Raw genomic sequence first — 16,480 nt, 5'->3', positions numbered from 1 at the left:
AAGCGGCGCTGACAGCCCTGTTACTGGTTCATCGCGCTGTTGATCTCAGACGTGTAGGACGATTGCTGTTGTTCGAAGCCGACCTGGTTGACGATAGTCCCGCCTTCCGCTTCGAACGCACCGGCGAACGCCTCCTGCAGCGCCTGCCCGTAGCTGTTGTTCACGTACAGCGTCGATGCGGTCTCGGCACCGAGTTCGTCCACGCCGACTTGTGCCAGCACCTGCCCCTGCAGGGCGTCGCTGGGCGGGGTACGGAACATGTAATCGTTGTCTTCGAGGTCGGTAATCGTCGGCGAGGTGGACGCTGGCGAACAGCCGACGACGCTGTTGTCGATGAGCACGTTTCTGGCGACCTGTATCGACGTTTCGGAACTGGCTGCCCCGGTGATCGACGGATAGCCCGCGCTGACAAGAGAGTTGGCCGCATCGATGCCCGCCTGTGCCTGGGTCTGGGTGTCACCGACCTGGTAGTCGAACTCGAAGTCGACTTCGCCTTCGAGTTGCAGGGCCGGGAGTAGCGCCCCATCGCGGATCGGTCTGCCAAGCGAACCGAGGTCGCCGGTTTCGGGCATCAACACACCGAAGCGGATAGTTCGTCCGGGGTCGCTCCCAGAGCCGTTCGGTTCCGGCTGCGGGATGTCGTCGCCCGCGCTGAAGTCGACAGTGTTGAGCGTATCGACACCCCCGCCGTCTTGGAAGCCGAAGACCTGGTATTGTGCCGAGGCCATGTCCCCGTTTTCGTCGAAGTTGACCGCACTCGAGGCTCCCTCGTACTGGATGTTCTCGCCCGCTGCGGCCGCTTCGACGGCCGCTGGCAGTTCGGAAGGGCCGTACGTATCGCCGCCCGGATTGGCGACGACACGCATGTGGTCCCGGACGGCTTGCCCGTCGTTTTCCCCGGCAAGCAGGTTTGCGAGGATCTGGACCGCCGTCGCATCGTAGGCCTGTGAGGTGAACACGCCAGCCTCGTCGTAATCGAACTCGGAGGTGAACAGATCCGTGAACGTGTCGACGCCAGGCCCGGCCGCCGACGGGGCTGTGCCGCGGACGTTCGACATTTCGTTGCCGACGTTGCTCGGCAGTTCGCCGTCCTGCAGTCCGTCGGTGACGAGGATGTCGGCGGCGTCGTCGCCGTAGTCGGCGTAGAAATCCTTGAACAGTTGCACACCGCTCTGGGGATAGCCGACGACCATCAGTACGTCCGGCGACTCCGGACCGCTGTCGCCACCGGACTCGGTTCCGGTTCCGGTCATCCCACCATCGCCGCCGTCTCCGCCGTCACCGCCGGTCTGTTCGGTTGAACAGCCTGCCAACCCACCAAGCAGACCGACAGTGGTTACCGCCCCAGTTCGCTTCAGGAACGCTCGACGATTGGTATCGCGAGTCATACCATTTACCACTGATTCACATCTTATAAAACTATATCCTCCCGTAACCTTGCTGTTCCGTAGTCTGCTCCAGTCACACCGATATTTTTTGTTGTTTTCGTTAGATATTAACGCCGGAGAAACCGCTATCGGTTCGGACGTCTCTCGGACTCTCGGCACATCCGCGAAAAAACGTCGAGTGTCGCCCCTTATTCGACGCGACCGACGACCTTCTCGTACTCTTCAGCAGCCTTGTCCCAGTCGACAACCTCGAAGAAGGCGTCGATGAAGTCGCCGCGGGCGGGGCCGTAGTCGTAGTAGTAGGAGTGCTCCCAGACGTCGAGCGCGAGGATGGGATGGGAGCCCCAGAGCGCGCCCTGGTCGTGCTTGTCGACTTTGACGTTGCGCAGTTGCTTGGCAACAGGGTCGTACACGAGCAGCGCCCAGCCACCGGCGGCTGATGCGGCGGCTTCGAACTCGCCCTTCCAGCCTTCGTAGGAGCCGAAGTCCTCCTCGATACGGTCGAGGAGCTCGCCTTCGGGTTCGCCGCCGCCGTTGGGGTCCATGTTCTCCCAGAACAGCGTGTGGAGATAGTGTCCACTGCCGTTGTGGGTGACGTTGCCCAGTGCGCCGGCACTCGACGAGAAGTCACCGGATTCGCGGTTCTCGGCGAGCGTCTCCTCGGCCGATTCGAGGCCGTTTACGTACCCCTGGTGGTGGGTGTCGTGGTGCCAGGTGAGCACCTGTTCGGAAATGTGCGGCTCCAGCGCGTCGTAGTCGTACGGGAGCGGTGGCAGTTCGGGATTGGAATGTTCGGGCATATGAAAACGCCTCCATCATTATCTGTCGCGCGGCTGCCTGTTAAACGTTTAGGAGCCATTTGGTAGCACTCAACAAGGACAGCGAGACGGAGCCGTATCTGCCGGCGGCACCGATGCCACCACGCGACCTCGTCTCGCGTGTAAACACCTGGGAGTGTTCAGTGAGGCGGAACGAAACTGTGCTACTCGTCTCCTCTGGCCCGCTTGAACATCGCCAGCGCCTGCTCGCGGCGCTCACCGTGGTCGACAACGGGGTCCGGGTACTCCGGCGCAGCGTTGCGCCGCTGGGTGAGCGAGCACTCGTTCCAGTCGTGGATAACCTCGGATGCAGCGTCCCGTAGCTCCGGGACGTATTTTTTGATATACTCGGCGTCCGGATCGTAGTCCTCGCCCTGGGTCATCGGATTGAAGATGCGGAAGTACGGCTGGGCGTCGGTCCCCGTCGAAGCCGCCCACTGCCAGCCGCCGTTGTCGTTGGCCGTGTCGTGGTCGACCAGTTTCTCCCGGAACCACTCGTAACCGTATCGCCAGTCGATGAGCAGATCCTTCGTGAGGAAGGAGGCGACGATCATCCGGACGCGGTTGTGCATGTACGCCTCCGCCCGGAGCTGGCGCATCCCGGCGTCGACGATGGGATAGCCCGTTTCCCCGTCCTTCCAGGCCTGCAACAGCTCCTCGTCGTTCTCCCACTCGATGGAGTTCTCGTATGACTTGTAGTTTGAGGTAACGACGTGCGGATGGGCGAACAGCACCTGCGTGTAGAACTCTCGCCAGGCCAGTTGGGACTGGAACTCCCGGACGGATTCGTGGTGGTTACCGCCGGCCCCTTCCTTGGCGTCCTGCGTCCGGTCGTACACCTCCCGAATACCGATGGTTCCGAACTTCAGATGGGCCGAGAGCCGGGAGGTGCATTCGTCAGCCGGGAAATCCCGGCGCTCCTCGTACTCGTAGACGTTCTCGTCGAGGAAGTCATTGAGCAGGGCACGTGCTTCGTCGGTTCCCGCCGGAGGCACGTCCGCCTCTGGCTCCTCGAAGCCGAGGTCGGCCAGCGTCGGGAGCGCGTCGCCGTCGACTTCAGCTAACTCGTCAGTTGACGGCGGGTCGTAGGGAACTTCCTTTTCGCGGTCGTGCCACTTCCGTCCGAAGTAGGTGAAGACGCTGTAGGGGTCGCCGTCGTTCGTCGTAATTTCGCCCGGTTCATGTAACACGGCGTTCTGGACGGCCTCGCGGGCCACGTCTGCGTCGTCCAGCGCCTGCCGAACGGCCGCGTCGCGTTCCCGAGCGAGCCCGGAGTAGTCCTTGCCCCAGGTGACTTTCTCCGCGCCGTACTCGGTTGCCAGTTCCGGTAGCACGGACGTGGGGTCGCCCTCGGCGATGACGAGGTCACTGCCGCGGTTGCGGTACCACTCGCGCAAACTGTCGAGCGCGTCCAGCATGAACGCAACCCGGGGTGGGCCGGCGTGGTCGAGAACGGCCCTATCGAAGATGAACACCGGGACTACCGGGTCGGACGGAGTCGCCGCGGCGAGGCCGGCGTTGTCCGTCGCCCGGAGGTCACGGCGATGCCAGTGCAGGCGCATACATAGTACACGGACCAGCCCGGCCAAAAGGTACTGCCCAACGATGTTGGTCTGTCAGGCGGTGACGGACACCACTGTTATCTTTCCGCCGGGTGAGGGCCAACGTATGGAAGACGCGACCGTGACGCTGTCTGTCGACGAGGGGATCGCCACAGTGACGCTGAACCAGCCGGAGTCTCGAAACGCCCTGTCGGCGGAGTTGGCCGATACGCTCACTGCAAAGTTCGAATCGGTGACCGACAGCGACGCCCGGTGTGTCGTGCTGGAGGGAGAGGGGCCGGCGTTCTGCGCTGGCGGAGACATCAACGCAATGCTACAGGGAGTGAAACACGACCGCCCGCCGGCTACGCAGGTCGAACTGGTGGTCTCGTCGCTCCACGAAGCGATCCGGACCGTCCACAGCTGTCCGCTGCCGGTCATCGCGAAAATCGACGGCCCCGCCTTCGGTGCCGGCGCAGGACTCGCGCTGGCCTGTGATGTGCAGGTCGCGAGCACTGACGGACAGATCGGCTTCGGCTTCCGCCAGGTCGGACTGGCAAGTGACTCCGGTGTCTCCTACTTCCTTCCCCGAATCGTCGGCCCAAACAAGGCCAAGGAACTCCTGTTTACCGGCGAACTGCTGGAGGCTGCGGCAGCCGGGGAACTCGGGCTGTTCACCCGGGTGTTCGACGCAGAGACGTTCGAATCAGCGTTTTCGGAACTCGTTGCGAATATCGCCGATGGACCGACAGTCGCACTCGGACACGCCAAGCGGCTGGTCAACCGGAGTCTGGACAGTTCGCTGGAACAAGCACTCGAAAACGAAGCCACTGCACAGGGCGTTGCCTTCACCACGGACGACCACGAGGAAGGGACGACCGCGTTCGTCGAGAAACGTGACCCGGAGTTCACGGGTCAGTAAGTTGATGACTGTGACCAATACGATCACTGATTCAGCAACCGCCAGCTAACCAACAGATAATGCCTCCGAGTTTTCCAACACAGATTCGACTGGCCACCAGTACCGCAACTGAGCGCGTCTGTGCCCCCGCTGGGATGGAGGCCACGACATGACCGACGGCCCCCCGGACTGGGAGTTCAGCGAGCGGGACATGTACATCCTGCGTGAGCTCTCGGCGGACCCCCAGCGGTCATCCCGTGAGCTTGCGGATCTGCTGGAGTCCGAGTACGGCATCGACGTGTCGCACGTAACGGTCAGCGAATCGATCCGGGAGATGCGCGACGCGGATGTCTTCCGCGAGACCATCGTCCCGAACGAGGAACTGTTCAATTTCGCGCTGTTCGAGTTCAAGTTCAACCCCGAGCACTTCGCCGACTCCTGGCACGACGCGATGGTCTCCATCCGGGACGACCGACACACGCTGTTTTACTTCCTCTCCGACGGCGAATATCAGTGGAAGTCTGTGATGATGTTCCCGAGCCGAACGGCCGAATCCCGCTGGATACACGACTTCTATAAGGAACACGGCGACGTGATTCAGAACGTCCGGAACTCGGTCGTCCACAACGTCCTGAAATTCAAGACGGACCCGGAGCTGTTCACCGAACTCGACGGCGAGAGATCGTAGCCAGAGAGGAGACGGGTCGAAATAAAGACGAGAGAGCGCGACGCACGACCGGCTTACAGTTTCCGCTCGGCGTCCTCGGCCAGTTCCTTCATCCGCTTGCTAACCCGACCCGCGTCCGAGAACTCGTCCTCGCTCATCGCCGTCGCCAGCGAGTTACCGAGCACGAACACGGCGTGTTTGTGCTCGCTTTTCGACTTGTGGACGTCCGATGGCCGCACATCGAGTTCCTGGTAGGCGTCGAATAGCTCCGGGTCGACTGAGTCCATGTCGTCGCGGAAGTACTCCATAATCGTCACCATCTGCTCGTGTAGCTCGAGAAGCTCGTCTTTGTGCATAGCTACAGTATGCGGTGGCACGTCCATAAGAATTGCTTGAGAAGGGATACCAGACGCTCACGCCCGTATTTTCAGAAGACGTACTCGTCGTCGTGGCCCATCATGCCGTCTTCTTCGAACCCTGGTTCCTCGTCTTCGTCCTGTGGTCCGGAGGTTTTGTACGCCTTGAGCCCGGTCGACAGGAGGTCCTCGATGGCTTCCTCGCGGTTGAGGAACTCGCCTTTTTCGACGAGCTGCGCGATCTGCATCTCCAGGTGTTCCGGGATATTGATCTCTACCTTAGGCATCGCAACATAGGGGGCTTCGACTATGCCCTATTTAAACCTGACGGGGGTATGTTCGGAGATTGCAGAATTACAATTGTAGAACTGAGAGAGGAAGTTTGTGAACCCAGATATTAATTTCTGCGAATCGGAATCACGATACCGCGATGTCGCGTGGCGGGTCAAAACAGCGTGAAAACGGTGGCTCAGGCATGGCGGCCCGGTCGAACCACACCGTGTGGAATCGAGCGTATAGTTAGGCTCAAAGGTGCGCAATCCTAAGGCATGGCTGATGGAACCACTGCGTGGTGACGAGACGACGGTTGGTGAGACAACGGTCGTCGCACGCGGGTGTCGCCTCGACGATGCACCGGTGCGGGCGGTACTGGAGACGGACGCTCGCCCCCGGTTCTTCTGGGCGGCCGGTACAGAGTCAATCGCAGCCCGCGGGAGCGCGGCGACTGTGACTGCCGATGGGCAGTCGCGGTTCGACGACGTCCGGACAGCGCTCGAAGCGCTGTTCGATGACTGCTCAGTTCCCGACAGCCTCCCGAGCGTCGCTCGACCGCGAGCGTTCGGTGGGTTCGCTTTCCACAACGGAACGTACGAAAAAGAGCACTCTCCCTGGGATGGGTTTCCCAGTGCAGCGTTTTTCCTCCCAGAGATACAGATAACGAAGCGAGACGACGACGCCTGGCTCACCACGGTTGCGACGGGGTCTGAGGCCGCGACCGAAGCGGAGACGCTACTAGAGGAGTGGCGCGACCGGTTGGTCGCGGACCCAGAGACAGAGCCGGGAACCCCGCCGGGTATCTCACGCCAGGAGCGGACGCCAACACAGGACGGCTGGCGCGAGCAGGTGGCGGCCGCCACAGAGAGTATTGACCGCGGCGACCTCCAGAAGGTCGTGCTCGCCCAGAGCCTCAGTGCCACGCTGAACGCGGAGCTATCGGTCCCGGACGTGATGGCCCGCCTGTCCGAGACGTACCCGGACTGCTACCGGTTCATGCTGTCGCCGGACGCCGGCGAGGGAACGTTCTTCGGGGCCACGCCGGAACGGCTCGTCTCGGTCCGCGGACGGACCGTTCGCACGGAGGCACTGGCCGGTTCGACAGGGCGAGGCGACACACCAGCTGAGGACGAGTGGCTCGCCGCCGAACTCCTCGACAGCGAGAAGGACCGCCATGAGCAGAAGCTCGTCGCCGATGCGATACGGGACCAGCTGGAACCGTTCGCCTCGACGGTCCGCATCGGCGACCGGACCATCCGCCGGCTCGCCACGGTCCAGCACCTCCGGACGTCGATAACGGCCGAACTCGACGACGACGAGCACGTCCTCTCGCTGGTCGAGGCGCTCCACCCGACACCGGCCGTGGGCGGACTGCCCCCGGACGCGGCGTTGCGGACTATCCGTGAGACGGAGGCCTTCGACCGCGGCTGGTACGCCGCCCCGGTCGGCTGGGTCGACGCCGCCGGCAACGGGACCTTCGCCGTGGGCCTCCGGTCGGCCGTTGCCACGGAGCGCGAGGCGACCCTGTTTGCGGGCGCGGGTATCGTCGCGGACAGCGACCCCGACCGCGAGTGGGACGAGGTCCAGCTCAAATACCGACCGATACTGGACGAGTTGGAATGACTGCACCGAACGTCAACACGCTGTGGGCGGAGACGCTCGTTTCTGAACTCGCCGCGGGCGGCGTCGACGCGGTGTGTCTCTCGCCGGGGAGCCGCTCGACGCCGCTGACGGTGGCCTTCGCCGAGCATCCCGATATCGAAGTGTTCTCCCACCTCGACGAGCGGTCGGCGGCCTTCTTCGCGCTGGGACGCGCCCGGCGAACAGGCAAGCCTACGCCGCTGGTCTGTACATCCGGGACGGCCGCAGCGAACTACCATCCGGCTGTCATCGAGGCGAACCAGTCGGGCGTCCCGTTGCTCTTGCTGACGGCGGACCGACCGCCGGAACTCATCGACAGCGGCGCGAACCAGACTGTCGACCAAGAGAAACTGTACGGCGACGCTGTCCGCTGGTATCGGGACATGCCCGAACCCGAGGCCGAGCCGCGGAAAGTTCGGATGCTACGGACCACGGCGGCCCGCGCGCTCAGAGAGAGTACCGGCAGCGATCCCGGCCCAGTCCATCTGAACTGTCGGTTCCGGAAGCCACTAGAACCGACACCGATGGCCGAGGACGACCCATCGGGCGTTCCCGCCGACTGGGCAGGTGGCGACGACGCGGCCGAAAGCGGCCGCGACGGCCCGTTCGTCAGGACGAGCGAGGGCGTCGCGGCGCCGGACGAGCAAACGGTGAGCCGCGTTCGAGACGCGCTTCGGGCCGCTGAACGGGGCCTCATCGTGGCTGGTCCGGCCAATCACGGACTCAGTGTAGAATCGCTTGAACGGCTGGCGTCGGCGACCGGCTTCCCCGTTCTGGCGGACCCGCTGTCCGACCTGCGGTTCGGTCCACACGTCGACCGCCTTGATGTACCGGTCTGTGGCGGTTACGACAGCTATCTCGGGAGCGACGCCGTCGAGGACTGGGGCGACCCGAATGTCGTCATCCGCTTCGGCGCGTCGCCGACCTCGAAGCCGCTGCGGCACTACCTCCGAGACGCCGACTGCCGGCAGTTCGTCGTCGACCCGGCCGGCGGCTGGTCGGAGGCCGAGTTCACCGCTACGGATCTGCTCGTCGCCAATCCCGATGCCACCGCGAATGCGCTCGCAGCGGGGTCACTGGGTGGTGTTGCAGCGCCGTGGCGCGAGCGGTTTGCCAGGGCGGAGCAGTCCCACTGGGACGCAGTTACCGAAACCGCCTCGGAGACCTACTGGGAGGGAGGCGTCCTCGCGGACGTGACCGCGCTGGCCCCGGACCCGGCCACGCTGTTCGTTTCGAACAGTATGCCGATACGAGATATGGACCGCTTCGGTCGGCCCCGCGACGCCGACCTGACCGTGCTGGGCAACCGCGGGGCCAGCGGTATCGACGGCATCACCTCGACGGCGCTCGGGGCCGGCAGCGCGACGTCCGACCCGCTCGTGCTCGTCACCGGCGATCTGGCGTACTACCACGACATGAATGGCCTGCTCGCGCTCGGCCGCTGTGCGGTAGACGCGACGGTCGTCTTGCTCAACAACGACGGCGGCGGCATCTTCCACATGCTGCCCATCGAGGACCACCCCACGTTCGAGGACCAGTTCCGGACGCCACACGGGCTCGATTTCGGGCCGACAGAGGCGCTCTATTCCCTGGAGTTCAAGCGGGTGGCCGACCGCCGACAGTTCCGCGAGCGGTTCGGCGACTCAATCCGGAGCGATGGGACGCAAGTCATCGAGGTCCAGTTCGATGCGGGTGACAGCCATGCAGTCAGAGACCGGCTTGCCGAACAGGTCGCCGAAACCCTCGCTGGCGACTGATTTTCAGAGCCGCAGCACGGACGCCGTCAACAGCGACAGTCCGAACGGAAGCCACGTCCCCGACAGCGCGAGCGCCCCGATAAGCGAGAACGCGCTGATGTTCAGCGTGACCAACAGCACCGTCGTCGTCAGGCTCCAGCTTCCGAACACCATTATCGCGATAGTGGGTTCGGACTGGAGATAGCCGATCATGAAGAGGGTACAGGCCCCAATAGTCACGTTGACCCACAGCGGGAACGCCGGGAGCAAGGCGCTGAACAGCATCACCGGATAGAGCGCGAACGTGATGGCAAACAGCGTCAGTTCCCGGCCGGTCGGCATCTCCAGTATCGACCCGCGGGACAGGGTGTCAGTCTGTCGGACAGCGTATGCGGACGACGAACTCCAGGTTGCGCCGCTCCCAGAACTGTCGCTGAAGCCGCTGGTCGCGGTAGCGCCGGATTGCCAGGTCGACTCTGCGTTCGACGCGGTCGCCGTCTCGCTGGCCGTGTCGGTCGACTGGTCGTTGCTCGACGACGCGTCGGTGTCAGTTGTCGAGCGCTTGCGGCTATCATCGGCGACGCGGTCTCGGGCGGCCCGTTCGCGTCGTGCCCGCTCCTGGGCGTTCGTCCGGGCTGTACTCCGGTCAGTGCCAGCTGCGGTTCGGTCGTCAGCCGATGCAGACTCATCATAGCCCGCACGCCGTGCAGCTTCGGCCGCATCACTACCACCGCCGTCTGCTATATTGCTCTCACCCGCGACGTAGGCCTCGTGACCCAGTCGGTCGTACCGTGCACGCTCATCCTCGTCGGTGAGTACGTCGCGGGCCTCGATTAGCCGCTGTGTCGCCTCGCCGGCGTCGGCGGCATCGCTCACGTCGGGATGTGTTTCCTTCAGTCGCTCCCGGTAGGCCGCTTCGATAGCCGCCGTCGACGCGTCAGTTTGAACGCCCAGTACCTCGTAGAACGTCTCGGTCATACCGGGTGTCCCACCTGTACGCGAGTGATCGACAGGAGCTGCCACCGACGGCATTCAGTCACTCGTTCTCGACGCCTCCGTCGGCCTCTCTGTCGCGGTCGTGCGACTCCGACGGCCGCTGGTAGTCCCCAGCGGGTCCGGCCGCGGCCGATTCCGATTCGCGGGTACGCGCTGTCGCAAGCCGTTCCAGCGCCGTCGCGATCCGTTCGAGCGTGAGGACGAACCGGACGACCAGATACAGGAGCCAGGGGACCACAGCCACGATCAGCCCGAGTAGAATCTGCTGGACGATGATGAAGCTGTACACGACGATAAGGATGGAGAAGCCCGCGAGTATCCCCATCACCGCTTTTTTGTTCGATGTGGAGGGCATCGCTAGTCGGTTCACGTGCGCGACACCAAAGGGTTTGCTCCGCTGTGTGAGCCCGTACGAGGAATCTTTTTGCGAGGGCCGTCCCGAGCCACGGTATGGTCTCTGAAATATTCGACCCGGAACGGTGGACGGCCATCGACCGGTTCGACTTCACCGATATCACCTATCACCGCTCGACTGACACGGGTGCGGTCCGTATCGCCTTCGACCGCCCGGAGAAGCGAAATGCCTTCCGACCGGAGACGGTCGACGAACTCGCGACGGCGCTGGACCACGCAAAGCGCCAGACCGACGTTGGCTGTGTCCTCCTGACCGGGAACGGCCCCTCGCCGAAGGACGGCGGCTGGGCCTTCTGTTCCGGCGGAGACCAGGGCATTCGAGGGGAAAGCGGGTACGAGTACAGCGAGTCGCCACGAGACTCGGACACAGCGAGCGGGGAGCAAAACGACCCGCGAGAAACGAGCGACGGCGTGGCTGAGGACGCCCCGGAGAACGTCGGCCGGCTCCACATCCTCGAAGTCCAGCGCCAGATCCGCCACATCCCCAAACCCGTCGTCGCCGTCGTTCCGGGCTGGGCCGTCGGCGGCGGTCACTCGCTGCACGTCGTCTGTGACCTCACGCTCGCCAGCGAGGAGCACGCGAAGTTCCTTCAGACGGACCCCGACGTGGGGAGCTTCGACGGCGGCTTCGGTTCGGCGTATCTCGCCCGGCAGGTCGGCCAGAAGAAGGCCCGCGAGGTGTTCTTCCTCGGAAAGACCTACGACGCCGACGAAGCCGCCGACATGGGGATGGTCAACGACGTAGTGGCCCACGAAGACCTAGAAGACACCGCTATCGAGTGGGCCGAGCGGATGAACGAGAAGTCACCGACTGCGATGCGGATGCTCAAGTACGCGTTCAATCTGGACTCCGATGGGATGGTCGGCCAGCAGGTGTTCGCCGGGGAGGCGACGCGGCTGGCGTACATGACCGACGAGGCGCAGGAGGGACGGGACGCGTTCAACGAGGGCCGCGACCCGGATTTCGACGACGTCCCGTGGCACTACTGACTCACACCACGTACCCGTCGGTCAGTCCTCGTAAGCGAGGGTCATGACCCACTGCGAGAAGGTGTCGTCGTGGGGGTCGACTTCTTCGTCGCCGATGAACGGCGAGAGCTGGTCACCGGCCATCAGAAGCGAGAAGTCGAGGTCGCGGGCCGCGGGTGTCAGGTAATACGTGTTGTGCCCCTCGTACACCGTTTCCTCACGCTGGATGAGGTCCTTCTCGAACAGGGACTCGACGATACGACTCCCCTTTCGCGAGGAGACGTCGAGTTCCTTCCAGAAGTCGCTCTGGTGGATACCACCGGACTCACGAATCAGTTCGAGCCCGGCCCGCTCGCCGTCAGAAAGGTCCGCCTCCGACGCTGCTGAACTCATGTATTGTGTACACCGTGAGTCGGCCGCTTAAATCTGACCTTCGACCGGACGGTACGGTGCCCGGCATGGTGGCCCGTCCGCGTACCGATACTCGCGGTCGGAGCCCAGCGCGATAAGCGACGACGAGCGCGTTCCGAATCCATCGCCGTGGACACAGACGCCGTACTCGTGGTCGCTGATTGTTTCACCCGCCCGGTCGATCCAGTCGTCGGCGGACTCGCCGGGCTCCGGAACGAGCGCCTCGCGTAACCGCGTCGCGTTGGTCGCTTGCTCCTCGCCTGCGTCGGGCCGACGGGCCGGAATCCGGTAGTCGCCGTCAGCGCCGACGTTGACGACGACGTGAACGCCGGGCTGGAAGTTCCGGACCGCCAGTTGGCCGTCCCACTCCAGCAGGACGGCGGCGTTCTCGTCTGCCAGCAGAAGGTTGAACCCCTCGTACTCGGCCTCCCTAGTCGCCTGTTCGACAGCGCGGGCGGCTGGCTCAGCGCTCTCGTGACTCAGCGTGTCCCGGACGAGCAGGCCGCGCGAGCGGTCGCCGGCCAGATCGGTGTCGACCCAGCGGTTCGTCACCGCCGCCAGCAGGCCGTGTTCGTTGTAGCCGATCCACGTCCCATCGGCCTCCTCGTCAGCTGGCGCGACGACGCGACTCCCCCAGTGACGCTGCTGTGGCGGCTGTGACGGCCTGTCGAGTCGCTCGTCGCGGTTCGCCGCGACCGCGACTGGCGTGCCGTCGAAGACCTGCCACGCGAGAACGATTGTACACACGGACCTGCATACGCTATCGACGTAGAAAACCGCTTGGCCACGATCCCCAATCCGCTATACGGATTCGCCCGACTCGCTGGGGGCTTCGAGCCGTGACCGGACGGCGGACCGGTCGACGGTCTCCGAGGCCGTCCGCGGGAGCGCGTCAGCCACGCGCACTGTCTTCGGGACTTCGTACGGCGCGAGTCGCTCAGTGCAGTAGTCGCGAACCACTGCGGGCGATACGTCCCCGACGACTAACGCGGCAACGCGCTGGCCCCACTCCTCGTCAGGAAGGCCCACCACAGCCGCGTCCGCAACCGCGGGGTGGTCACGAATGGTGTCGGTAACCGTGCTCGCGTCGACGTTCTCCCCGCCGGTCACGATCTGGTCGTCAACGCGACCCTCGACCCAGAGGCGACCGTCCGCGTCGCGATAGCCGATGTCGCCGGTCCGAAAGCCGTGGTCGCTGAACGCGTCACCGTCGCCGTTCAGATAGCCCGACGTCACCGTGGGACCGTCGACGACTATCTCGCCGCGTTCACCGGGGTCACACGGTTCGCCATCTGCGACCACCGTCACGTCAGTGAACACGAGCGGCTGGCCGACAGTACCGGCGTGTTCGAAGGCTGTCTCGGGCCGCGCCGTCGCTATCTGGGACGACGTCTCTGTCATCCCGTAGGTGGGACAGACCGGGACGTCCCGCTCTCGACAGCGTTCGATGAGCGTCTCGCTGGCCGGGCCGCCGCCGAGGAGGACGAAGCGAAGCGATGACGGTGGTTCCCAGCCGGCGTCCAGCAACCGCGACAGCATCGTTGGCACCAGCGAGACGCCCGCTATCCCGTGTTCCGCGATGACCTGCTGTGTTGCGTCGGCGTCGAACGAGCGCTGGACGACGACCGCCGTGCCGTACAGCGCGCTCCGGACGAACGGAGCCAGGCCGCCCATGTGGTAGGTCGGCAGGCAGACCAGCCAGCGGTCCGTCGGCAGGACGCCGAGGCGGTACGACGACGCGACGGCGCTGGCGACGAGGTTGCCGATGGTCAGCCGGACGCCTTTCGGCTGGCTGGTCGTCCCCGAGGTGAAGATGACCAGCTGGGTGTCCGTGCGGGAGAGGAGTGCCGGGGTCACGTCGGTGGCTGTTTCGTCAGCCGAGCCCGCCGCTGCCGTCTCGTCGGCGACGGCAGCCGCTGACAGTTCCCCGTCGACCGAAACGGTTGGACAGCCGTCGATGTCGGCTGCCAGCGACGTGGTGCTGTCTCCACAGACCAGCAGGTCCGCGTCAACTGTCGAAAGCTGGCTCTGGAGCGTCGCCGCGTCGAGTTCGACGTTCAGCGGCGCGAGCGTTACCCCCAGTCGCATCGCTGCAAACAGGAGTGGGCCGACGGCTGGCCGGGTCGGCAAGAGCGTCGCGACGGTGGCATCTGGAGCGGCGAGGCGCTGGTCGAGTTCGGCAGCCACCACATCGACGGCGGTGTCGAGTTCGCGGTAGGTGACTTCTGCCCCAGACCCTGCCGCGACCATCGCCGTCCGGTCGGGCGTCGTGTCGGCACGGTAGGTGACGAGGTCCTGTGTCGGCCAATTGAGAGGGTCACGCATCGGGTTCCACCTCCGCCGGGTCGATGCCGAGGCCGGTCGACTGGGGGACCGACATCGCGCCATCGGTTACTGTCGTCGGGTCCGGTGCGATGTCGGCCGCAAGACGGTCTCCGGTCGCGAGACCACACGCGGCCACGTCGGGAATTGCGGCGGCGACGTGTAGCGCTGCGAGGCGGGCAACGACGGCGTCGATGGTCGTCGTGACGACCGGCTTGACGCCCTGCTCGCGGGCGCGGAGCGCCAGCGTGTGAGCGTTGCCGGGGCCGCCCAGCACCATCGGCTTCAGTATCAGCACGTCGGCCGCGTCGGCGTCGAGCACGCTGTCGACTCGGCGGTCAACGAGGGACTCGTCAAGCGCGACACCGACGCCGTTGCCCCGGAGCGCGGCGTGGCCGGCGAGGTCGTCGGCCGGGAGCGGCTGCTCGATGTAGGCCACGTTCAGCGGCGCTATGCGGTCGAGGGCGTCCGCGGCCTGGTCACGGGACCACGCGCCGTTGGCGTCGGCCCGCAAAGTCACGTCGTCACCCACCCGCTCGCGGACGGTCCGGACGCGCGCCACGTCTTCGTCGACGGTTCGCTTCCCGACCTTGAGCTTACAGCAATCGTAGCCGGCTTCGACCGCCTGTTCGACAGCCTCGGCTGTCTCGTCCGGTGACCCGTCGCCGACCGTCGCATTGACCGGCACGCGGCTACAGCGCCTGTCGGGCTCGAACCACTGGTACAGCGGCACGCCGTCGGCCTTTGCGTCAGCGTCCAGTAGCGCAGTTGCGAAGCCGTGCCGCGCGGCGGGAACCGACGCGGCGTCCAGCGACAGGAGGACGTCCGTGTGCCCGCCGTCAACTGCGACCGTGGCAGCGTCGTCAAGCCCGTGCCGGCAGTCGTCAAGCGACTCCGTCCAGCCCGGGAGCGGCGTGGCTTCGCCGACGCCGGTTTCGCCGCGGTGGTCGTAGCGGACGACGAACCCCGAGCGTTCGCGTATCGTCTCCCGAGCGGTAGCGAGCGGACTCGAAAGCGGGAGCGAGAAGGAATCGACCTTCATAGTAGCTGTGTGGCAGCGAGACCCGCCGCGAACAGGACCGAATGGGCGAACAGCGTCTGGCCGACCCGTTCGAGCGTCGGGTTCAGCGCATCGCCGCCAGTCTCTGTGAGGACTGTTTTCGAGATAGTCGCCGCCAGAGGCAGCGTAAGCAGCGGGGCCATTGCCGGCAGCCCGTACTGGCTGTCGAGGGCGAACACAATCGGGACGACGTAGGCCATTCCGACCATCAGGAGAAACTCGACGCGGCTCCAGCCGTAGCCCAGATAGACGGCCAGCGTCTTCTTGCCAGCGGCACGGTCCGTCTCGCGGTCCCGGATGTTGTTGACGACGAGAATCGCGGTCGACAGGCCGGCTGCCGGGAGACTCGCCGTGATGGCAGCGGCAGTGACCGACCCCGGCGGTAGCGTCATCGGGAACGTGCCGACGCCGCCTGTGCTCGCAACAGCCTGTACGTAATATGTGCCGGTGACCGCGATGACACCGAAGTAGACGAACACGAACAGGTCACCCAGACCGCGGTAGCCGTAGGGGAACGGACCGCCGGTGTAGAGAATCCCGGCGGCGATGCCCGAGAGGCCAACCACGACGATAGGAAGGCCACCGACGGCGACGAGATAGACGCCGATGACGACGGCGAGACCGTAGGTCGCTATCATCGCTCGCTTGACTTCCTCGGCGTCGATGAGACCGCCAGCGGTCACGCGGGTGAACCCCTCACGCTCGTCGGTGTCGGCCCCCTTCACCGCGTCGTAGTAGTCGTTCGCGAAGTTGGTTCCCACTTGGATGAGCAGCGCGCCCACCAGCGCTGCGACTGCCGGCAATAGAGCGAAGACGCCGGCGTGGACTGCCAGACCCATCCCGACGATGACCGGCGCGGCCCCGGCAGGCAGTGTCTGTGGCCGCGCGGCCATCACCCACGCCTGCCGCTTCGAAACGTCTGCCGTCGCTGTACTCATTGGCGAAAACTGGGGACGCTATCCTCAAAGCGGCTGTGGTTCGACGGAC

At 64.8% G+C, this 16,480-nt stretch carries 17 protein-coding genes; 5 read left to right on the top strand and 12 right to left on the bottom strand.

From position 1 onward, the window contains the following. Positions 1-20 precede the first annotated feature (20 nt). The 3 genes from C444_RS10630 to C444_RS10620 form a co-directional block, all read right to left on the bottom strand. Positions 21-1,388 (bottom strand): ABC transporter substrate-binding protein, encoded by a 1,368-nt coding sequence (locus tag C444_RS10630; RefSeq protein ID WP_049909414.1) that lies wholly within the window; start codon positions 1,386-1,388, stop codon positions 21-23. A 188-nt stretch (positions 1,389-1,576) separates the two neighbouring features. Continuing rightward, entirely contained in the window at positions 1,577-2,188 is a 612-nt protein-coding gene (gene sod, locus C444_RS10625; protein WP_004592803.1) for a superoxide dismutase, read from the bottom strand. A gap of 182 nt (positions 2,189-2,370) precedes the next feature. Continuing rightward, positions 2,371-3,768 carry a cryptochrome/photolyase family protein gene (locus tag C444_RS10620; protein ID WP_004592801.1) on the bottom strand — a complete coding sequence of 466 codons (1,398 nt, stop codon included), beginning with the start codon at positions 3,766-3,768 and terminating at the stop codon, positions 2,371-2,373. Positions 3,769-3,811: 43 nt separating this feature from the next. Here C444_RS10620 and C444_RS10615 point away from each other — a divergent pair, with 43 nt between their 5' ends. After that, positions 3,812-4,669 (top strand): enoyl-CoA hydratase/isomerase family protein, encoded by an 858-nt coding sequence (locus tag C444_RS10615; protein ID WP_004592799.1) that lies wholly within the window; start codon positions 3,812-3,814, stop codon positions 4,667-4,669. 148 nt (positions 4,670-4,817) lie between these two features. Next, complete coding sequence (locus C444_RS10610; RefSeq protein WP_004592797.1) at positions 4,818-5,336, top strand: Lrp/AsnC family transcriptional regulator; 519 nt, start codon at positions 4,818-4,820, stop codon at positions 5,334-5,336. 53 nt (positions 5,337-5,389) lie between these two features. Here the strand turns inward: C444_RS10610 and C444_RS10605 are convergent, their stop codons facing one another. Then, positions 5,390-5,671, bottom strand: a complete 282-nt coding sequence (locus C444_RS10605; RefSeq protein WP_004592794.1) for a UPF0058 family protein — start codon at positions 5,669-5,671, stop codon at positions 5,390-5,392. Between the two features lie 71 nt (positions 5,672-5,742). After that, positions 5,743-5,958 (bottom strand): ribbon-helix-helix domain-containing protein, encoded by a 216-nt coding sequence (locus tag C444_RS10600; RefSeq protein WP_004517946.1) that lies wholly within the window; start codon positions 5,956-5,958, stop codon positions 5,743-5,745. 268 nt (positions 5,959-6,226) lie between these two features. Here C444_RS10600 and C444_RS10595 point away from each other — a divergent pair, with 268 nt between their 5' ends. After that, positions 6,227-7,567: an isochorismate synthase gene (locus C444_RS10595; RefSeq protein ID WP_004592792.1), complete on the top strand. Its 1,341-nt coding sequence runs from the start codon at positions 6,227-6,229 to the stop codon at positions 7,565-7,567. Beyond that, a complete protein-coding gene (gene menD / locus C444_RS10590) occupies positions 7,564-9,342 on the top strand; it encodes a 2-succinyl-5-enolpyruvyl-6-hydroxy-3-cyclohexene-1-carboxylic-acid synthase (RefSeq protein WP_004592789.1) in 1,779 nt (592 codons plus the stop codon). Before C444_RS10595 ends, menD begins: the two co-directional genes overlap by 4 nt. A gap of 3 nt (positions 9,343-9,345) precedes the next feature. Here menD and C444_RS10585 read toward each other — a convergent pair whose 3' ends face one another. Then, positions 9,346-10,299, bottom strand: a complete 954-nt coding sequence (locus tag C444_RS10585; protein WP_004592787.1) for a J domain-containing protein — start codon at positions 10,297-10,299, stop codon at positions 9,346-9,348. A 58-nt stretch (positions 10,300-10,357) separates the two neighbouring features. Continuing rightward, entirely contained in the window at positions 10,358-10,672 is a 315-nt protein-coding gene (locus tag C444_RS10580; RefSeq protein ID WP_049909411.1) for a hypothetical protein, read from the bottom strand. A 95-nt stretch (positions 10,673-10,767) separates the two neighbouring features. On the opposite strand from C444_RS10580, the gene C444_RS10575 reads away from it, so the two are divergent. Next, complete coding sequence (locus C444_RS10575; protein ID WP_004592783.1) at positions 10,768-11,721, top strand: 1,4-dihydroxy-2-naphthoyl-CoA synthase; 954 nt, start codon at positions 10,768-10,770, stop codon at positions 11,719-11,721. A gap of 21 nt (positions 11,722-11,742) precedes the next feature. On the opposite strand, the gene C444_RS10570 is transcribed toward C444_RS10575, so the two are convergent. Genes C444_RS10570 through C444_RS10550 form a run of 5 tightly spaced genes read right to left on the bottom strand, consistent with a single transcriptional unit; the run spans position 11,743 to position 16,431 of the window. Beyond that, a complete protein-coding gene (locus C444_RS10570) occupies positions 11,743-12,093 on the bottom strand; it encodes a helix-turn-helix transcriptional regulator (RefSeq protein WP_004517952.1) in 351 nt (116 codons plus the stop codon). 27 nt (positions 12,094-12,120) lie between these two features. Then, complete coding sequence (locus C444_RS10565) at positions 12,121-12,858, bottom strand: NRDE family protein (protein ID WP_004592781.1); 738 nt, start codon at positions 12,856-12,858, stop codon at positions 12,121-12,123. Between the two features lie 54 nt (positions 12,859-12,912). Further along, a complete protein-coding gene (locus C444_RS10560; RefSeq protein WP_004592779.1) occupies positions 12,913-14,436 on the bottom strand; it encodes a class I adenylate-forming enzyme family protein in 1,524 nt (507 codons plus the stop codon). Beyond that, the gene (gene menC / locus C444_RS10555) at positions 14,429-15,475 is read right to left on the bottom strand and encodes an o-succinylbenzoate synthase (protein ID WP_004592778.1); all 1,047 of its coding nucleotides are present in this window, start codon (positions 15,473-15,475) and stop codon (positions 14,429-14,431) included. Before menC ends, C444_RS10560 begins: the two co-directional genes overlap by 8 nt. Further along, the gene (locus C444_RS10550) at positions 15,472-16,431 is read right to left on the bottom strand and encodes a 1,4-dihydroxy-2-naphthoate polyprenyltransferase (RefSeq protein ID WP_004592777.1); all 960 of its coding nucleotides are present in this window, start codon (positions 16,429-16,431) and stop codon (positions 15,472-15,474) included. Before C444_RS10550 ends, menC begins: the two co-directional genes overlap by 4 nt. Positions 16,432-16,480: the final 49 nt, after the last annotated feature.

The organism is Haloarcula japonica DSM 6131 (genome assembly GCF_000336635.1).
GTDB classification, from domain to species: domain Archaea; phylum Halobacteriota; class Halobacteria; order Halobacteriales; family Haloarculaceae; genus Haloarcula; species Haloarcula japonica.
The sequence above is the reverse complement of the archived record's forward strand: the minus strand, read 5'-3'. Positions and strand labels throughout refer to the sequence as shown.

Coding starts and splice junctions, on each gene's coding strand:
- C444_RS10600 (WP_004517946.1), bottom strand. CDS start 5,958: ATGCCTAAGGTAGAGATCAATATCCCGGAACACCTGGAGATGCAGATC.
- C444_RS10630 (WP_049909414.1), bottom strand. CDS start 1,388: ATGACTCGCGATACCAATCGTCGAGCGTTCCTGAAGCGAACTGGGGCG.
- C444_RS10610 (WP_004592797.1), top strand. CDS start 4,818: ATGACCGACGGCCCCCCGGACTGGGAGTTCAGCGAGCGGGACATGTAC.
- C444_RS10560 (WP_004592779.1), bottom strand. CDS start 14,436: ATGCGTGACCCTCTCAATTGGCCGACACAGGACCTCGTCACCTACCGT.
- C444_RS10575 (WP_004592783.1), top strand. CDS start 10,768: ATGGTCTCTGAAATATTCGACCCGGAACGGTGGACGGCCATCGACCGG.
- C444_RS10605 (WP_004592794.1), bottom strand. CDS start 5,671: ATGCACAAAGACGAGCTTCTCGAGCTACACGAGCAGATGGTGACGATT.
- C444_RS10585 (WP_004592787.1), bottom strand. CDS start 10,299: ATGACCGAGACGTTCTACGAGGTACTGGGCGTTCAAACTGACGCGTCG.
- menC (WP_004592778.1), bottom strand. CDS start 15,475: ATGAAGGTCGATTCCTTCTCGCTCCCGCTTTCGAGTCCGCTCGCTACC.
- C444_RS10550 (WP_004592777.1), bottom strand. CDS start 16,431: ATGAGTACAGCGACGGCAGACGTTTCGAAGCGGCAGGCGTGGGTGATG.
- C444_RS10615 (WP_004592799.1), top strand. CDS start 3,812: ATGTTGGTCTGTCAGGCGGTGACGGACACCACTGTTATCTTTCCGCCG.
- C444_RS10595 (WP_004592792.1), top strand. CDS start 6,227: ATGGAACCACTGCGTGGTGACGAGACGACGGTTGGTGAGACAACGGTC.
- menD (WP_004592789.1), top strand. CDS start 7,564: ATGACTGCACCGAACGTCAACACGCTGTGGGCGGAGACGCTCGTTTCT.
- C444_RS10620 (WP_004592801.1), bottom strand. CDS start 3,768: ATGCGCCTGCACTGGCATCGCCGTGACCTCCGGGCGACGGACAACGCC.
- sod (WP_004592803.1), bottom strand. CDS start 2,188: ATGCCCGAACATTCCAATCCCGAACTGCCACCGCTCCCGTACGACTAC.
- C444_RS10570 (WP_004517952.1), bottom strand. CDS start 12,093: ATGAGTTCAGCAGCGTCGGAGGCGGACCTTTCTGACGGCGAGCGGGCC.
- C444_RS10580 (WP_049909411.1), bottom strand. CDS start 10,672: ATGCCCTCCACATCGAACAAAAAAGCGGTGATGGGGATACTCGCGGGC.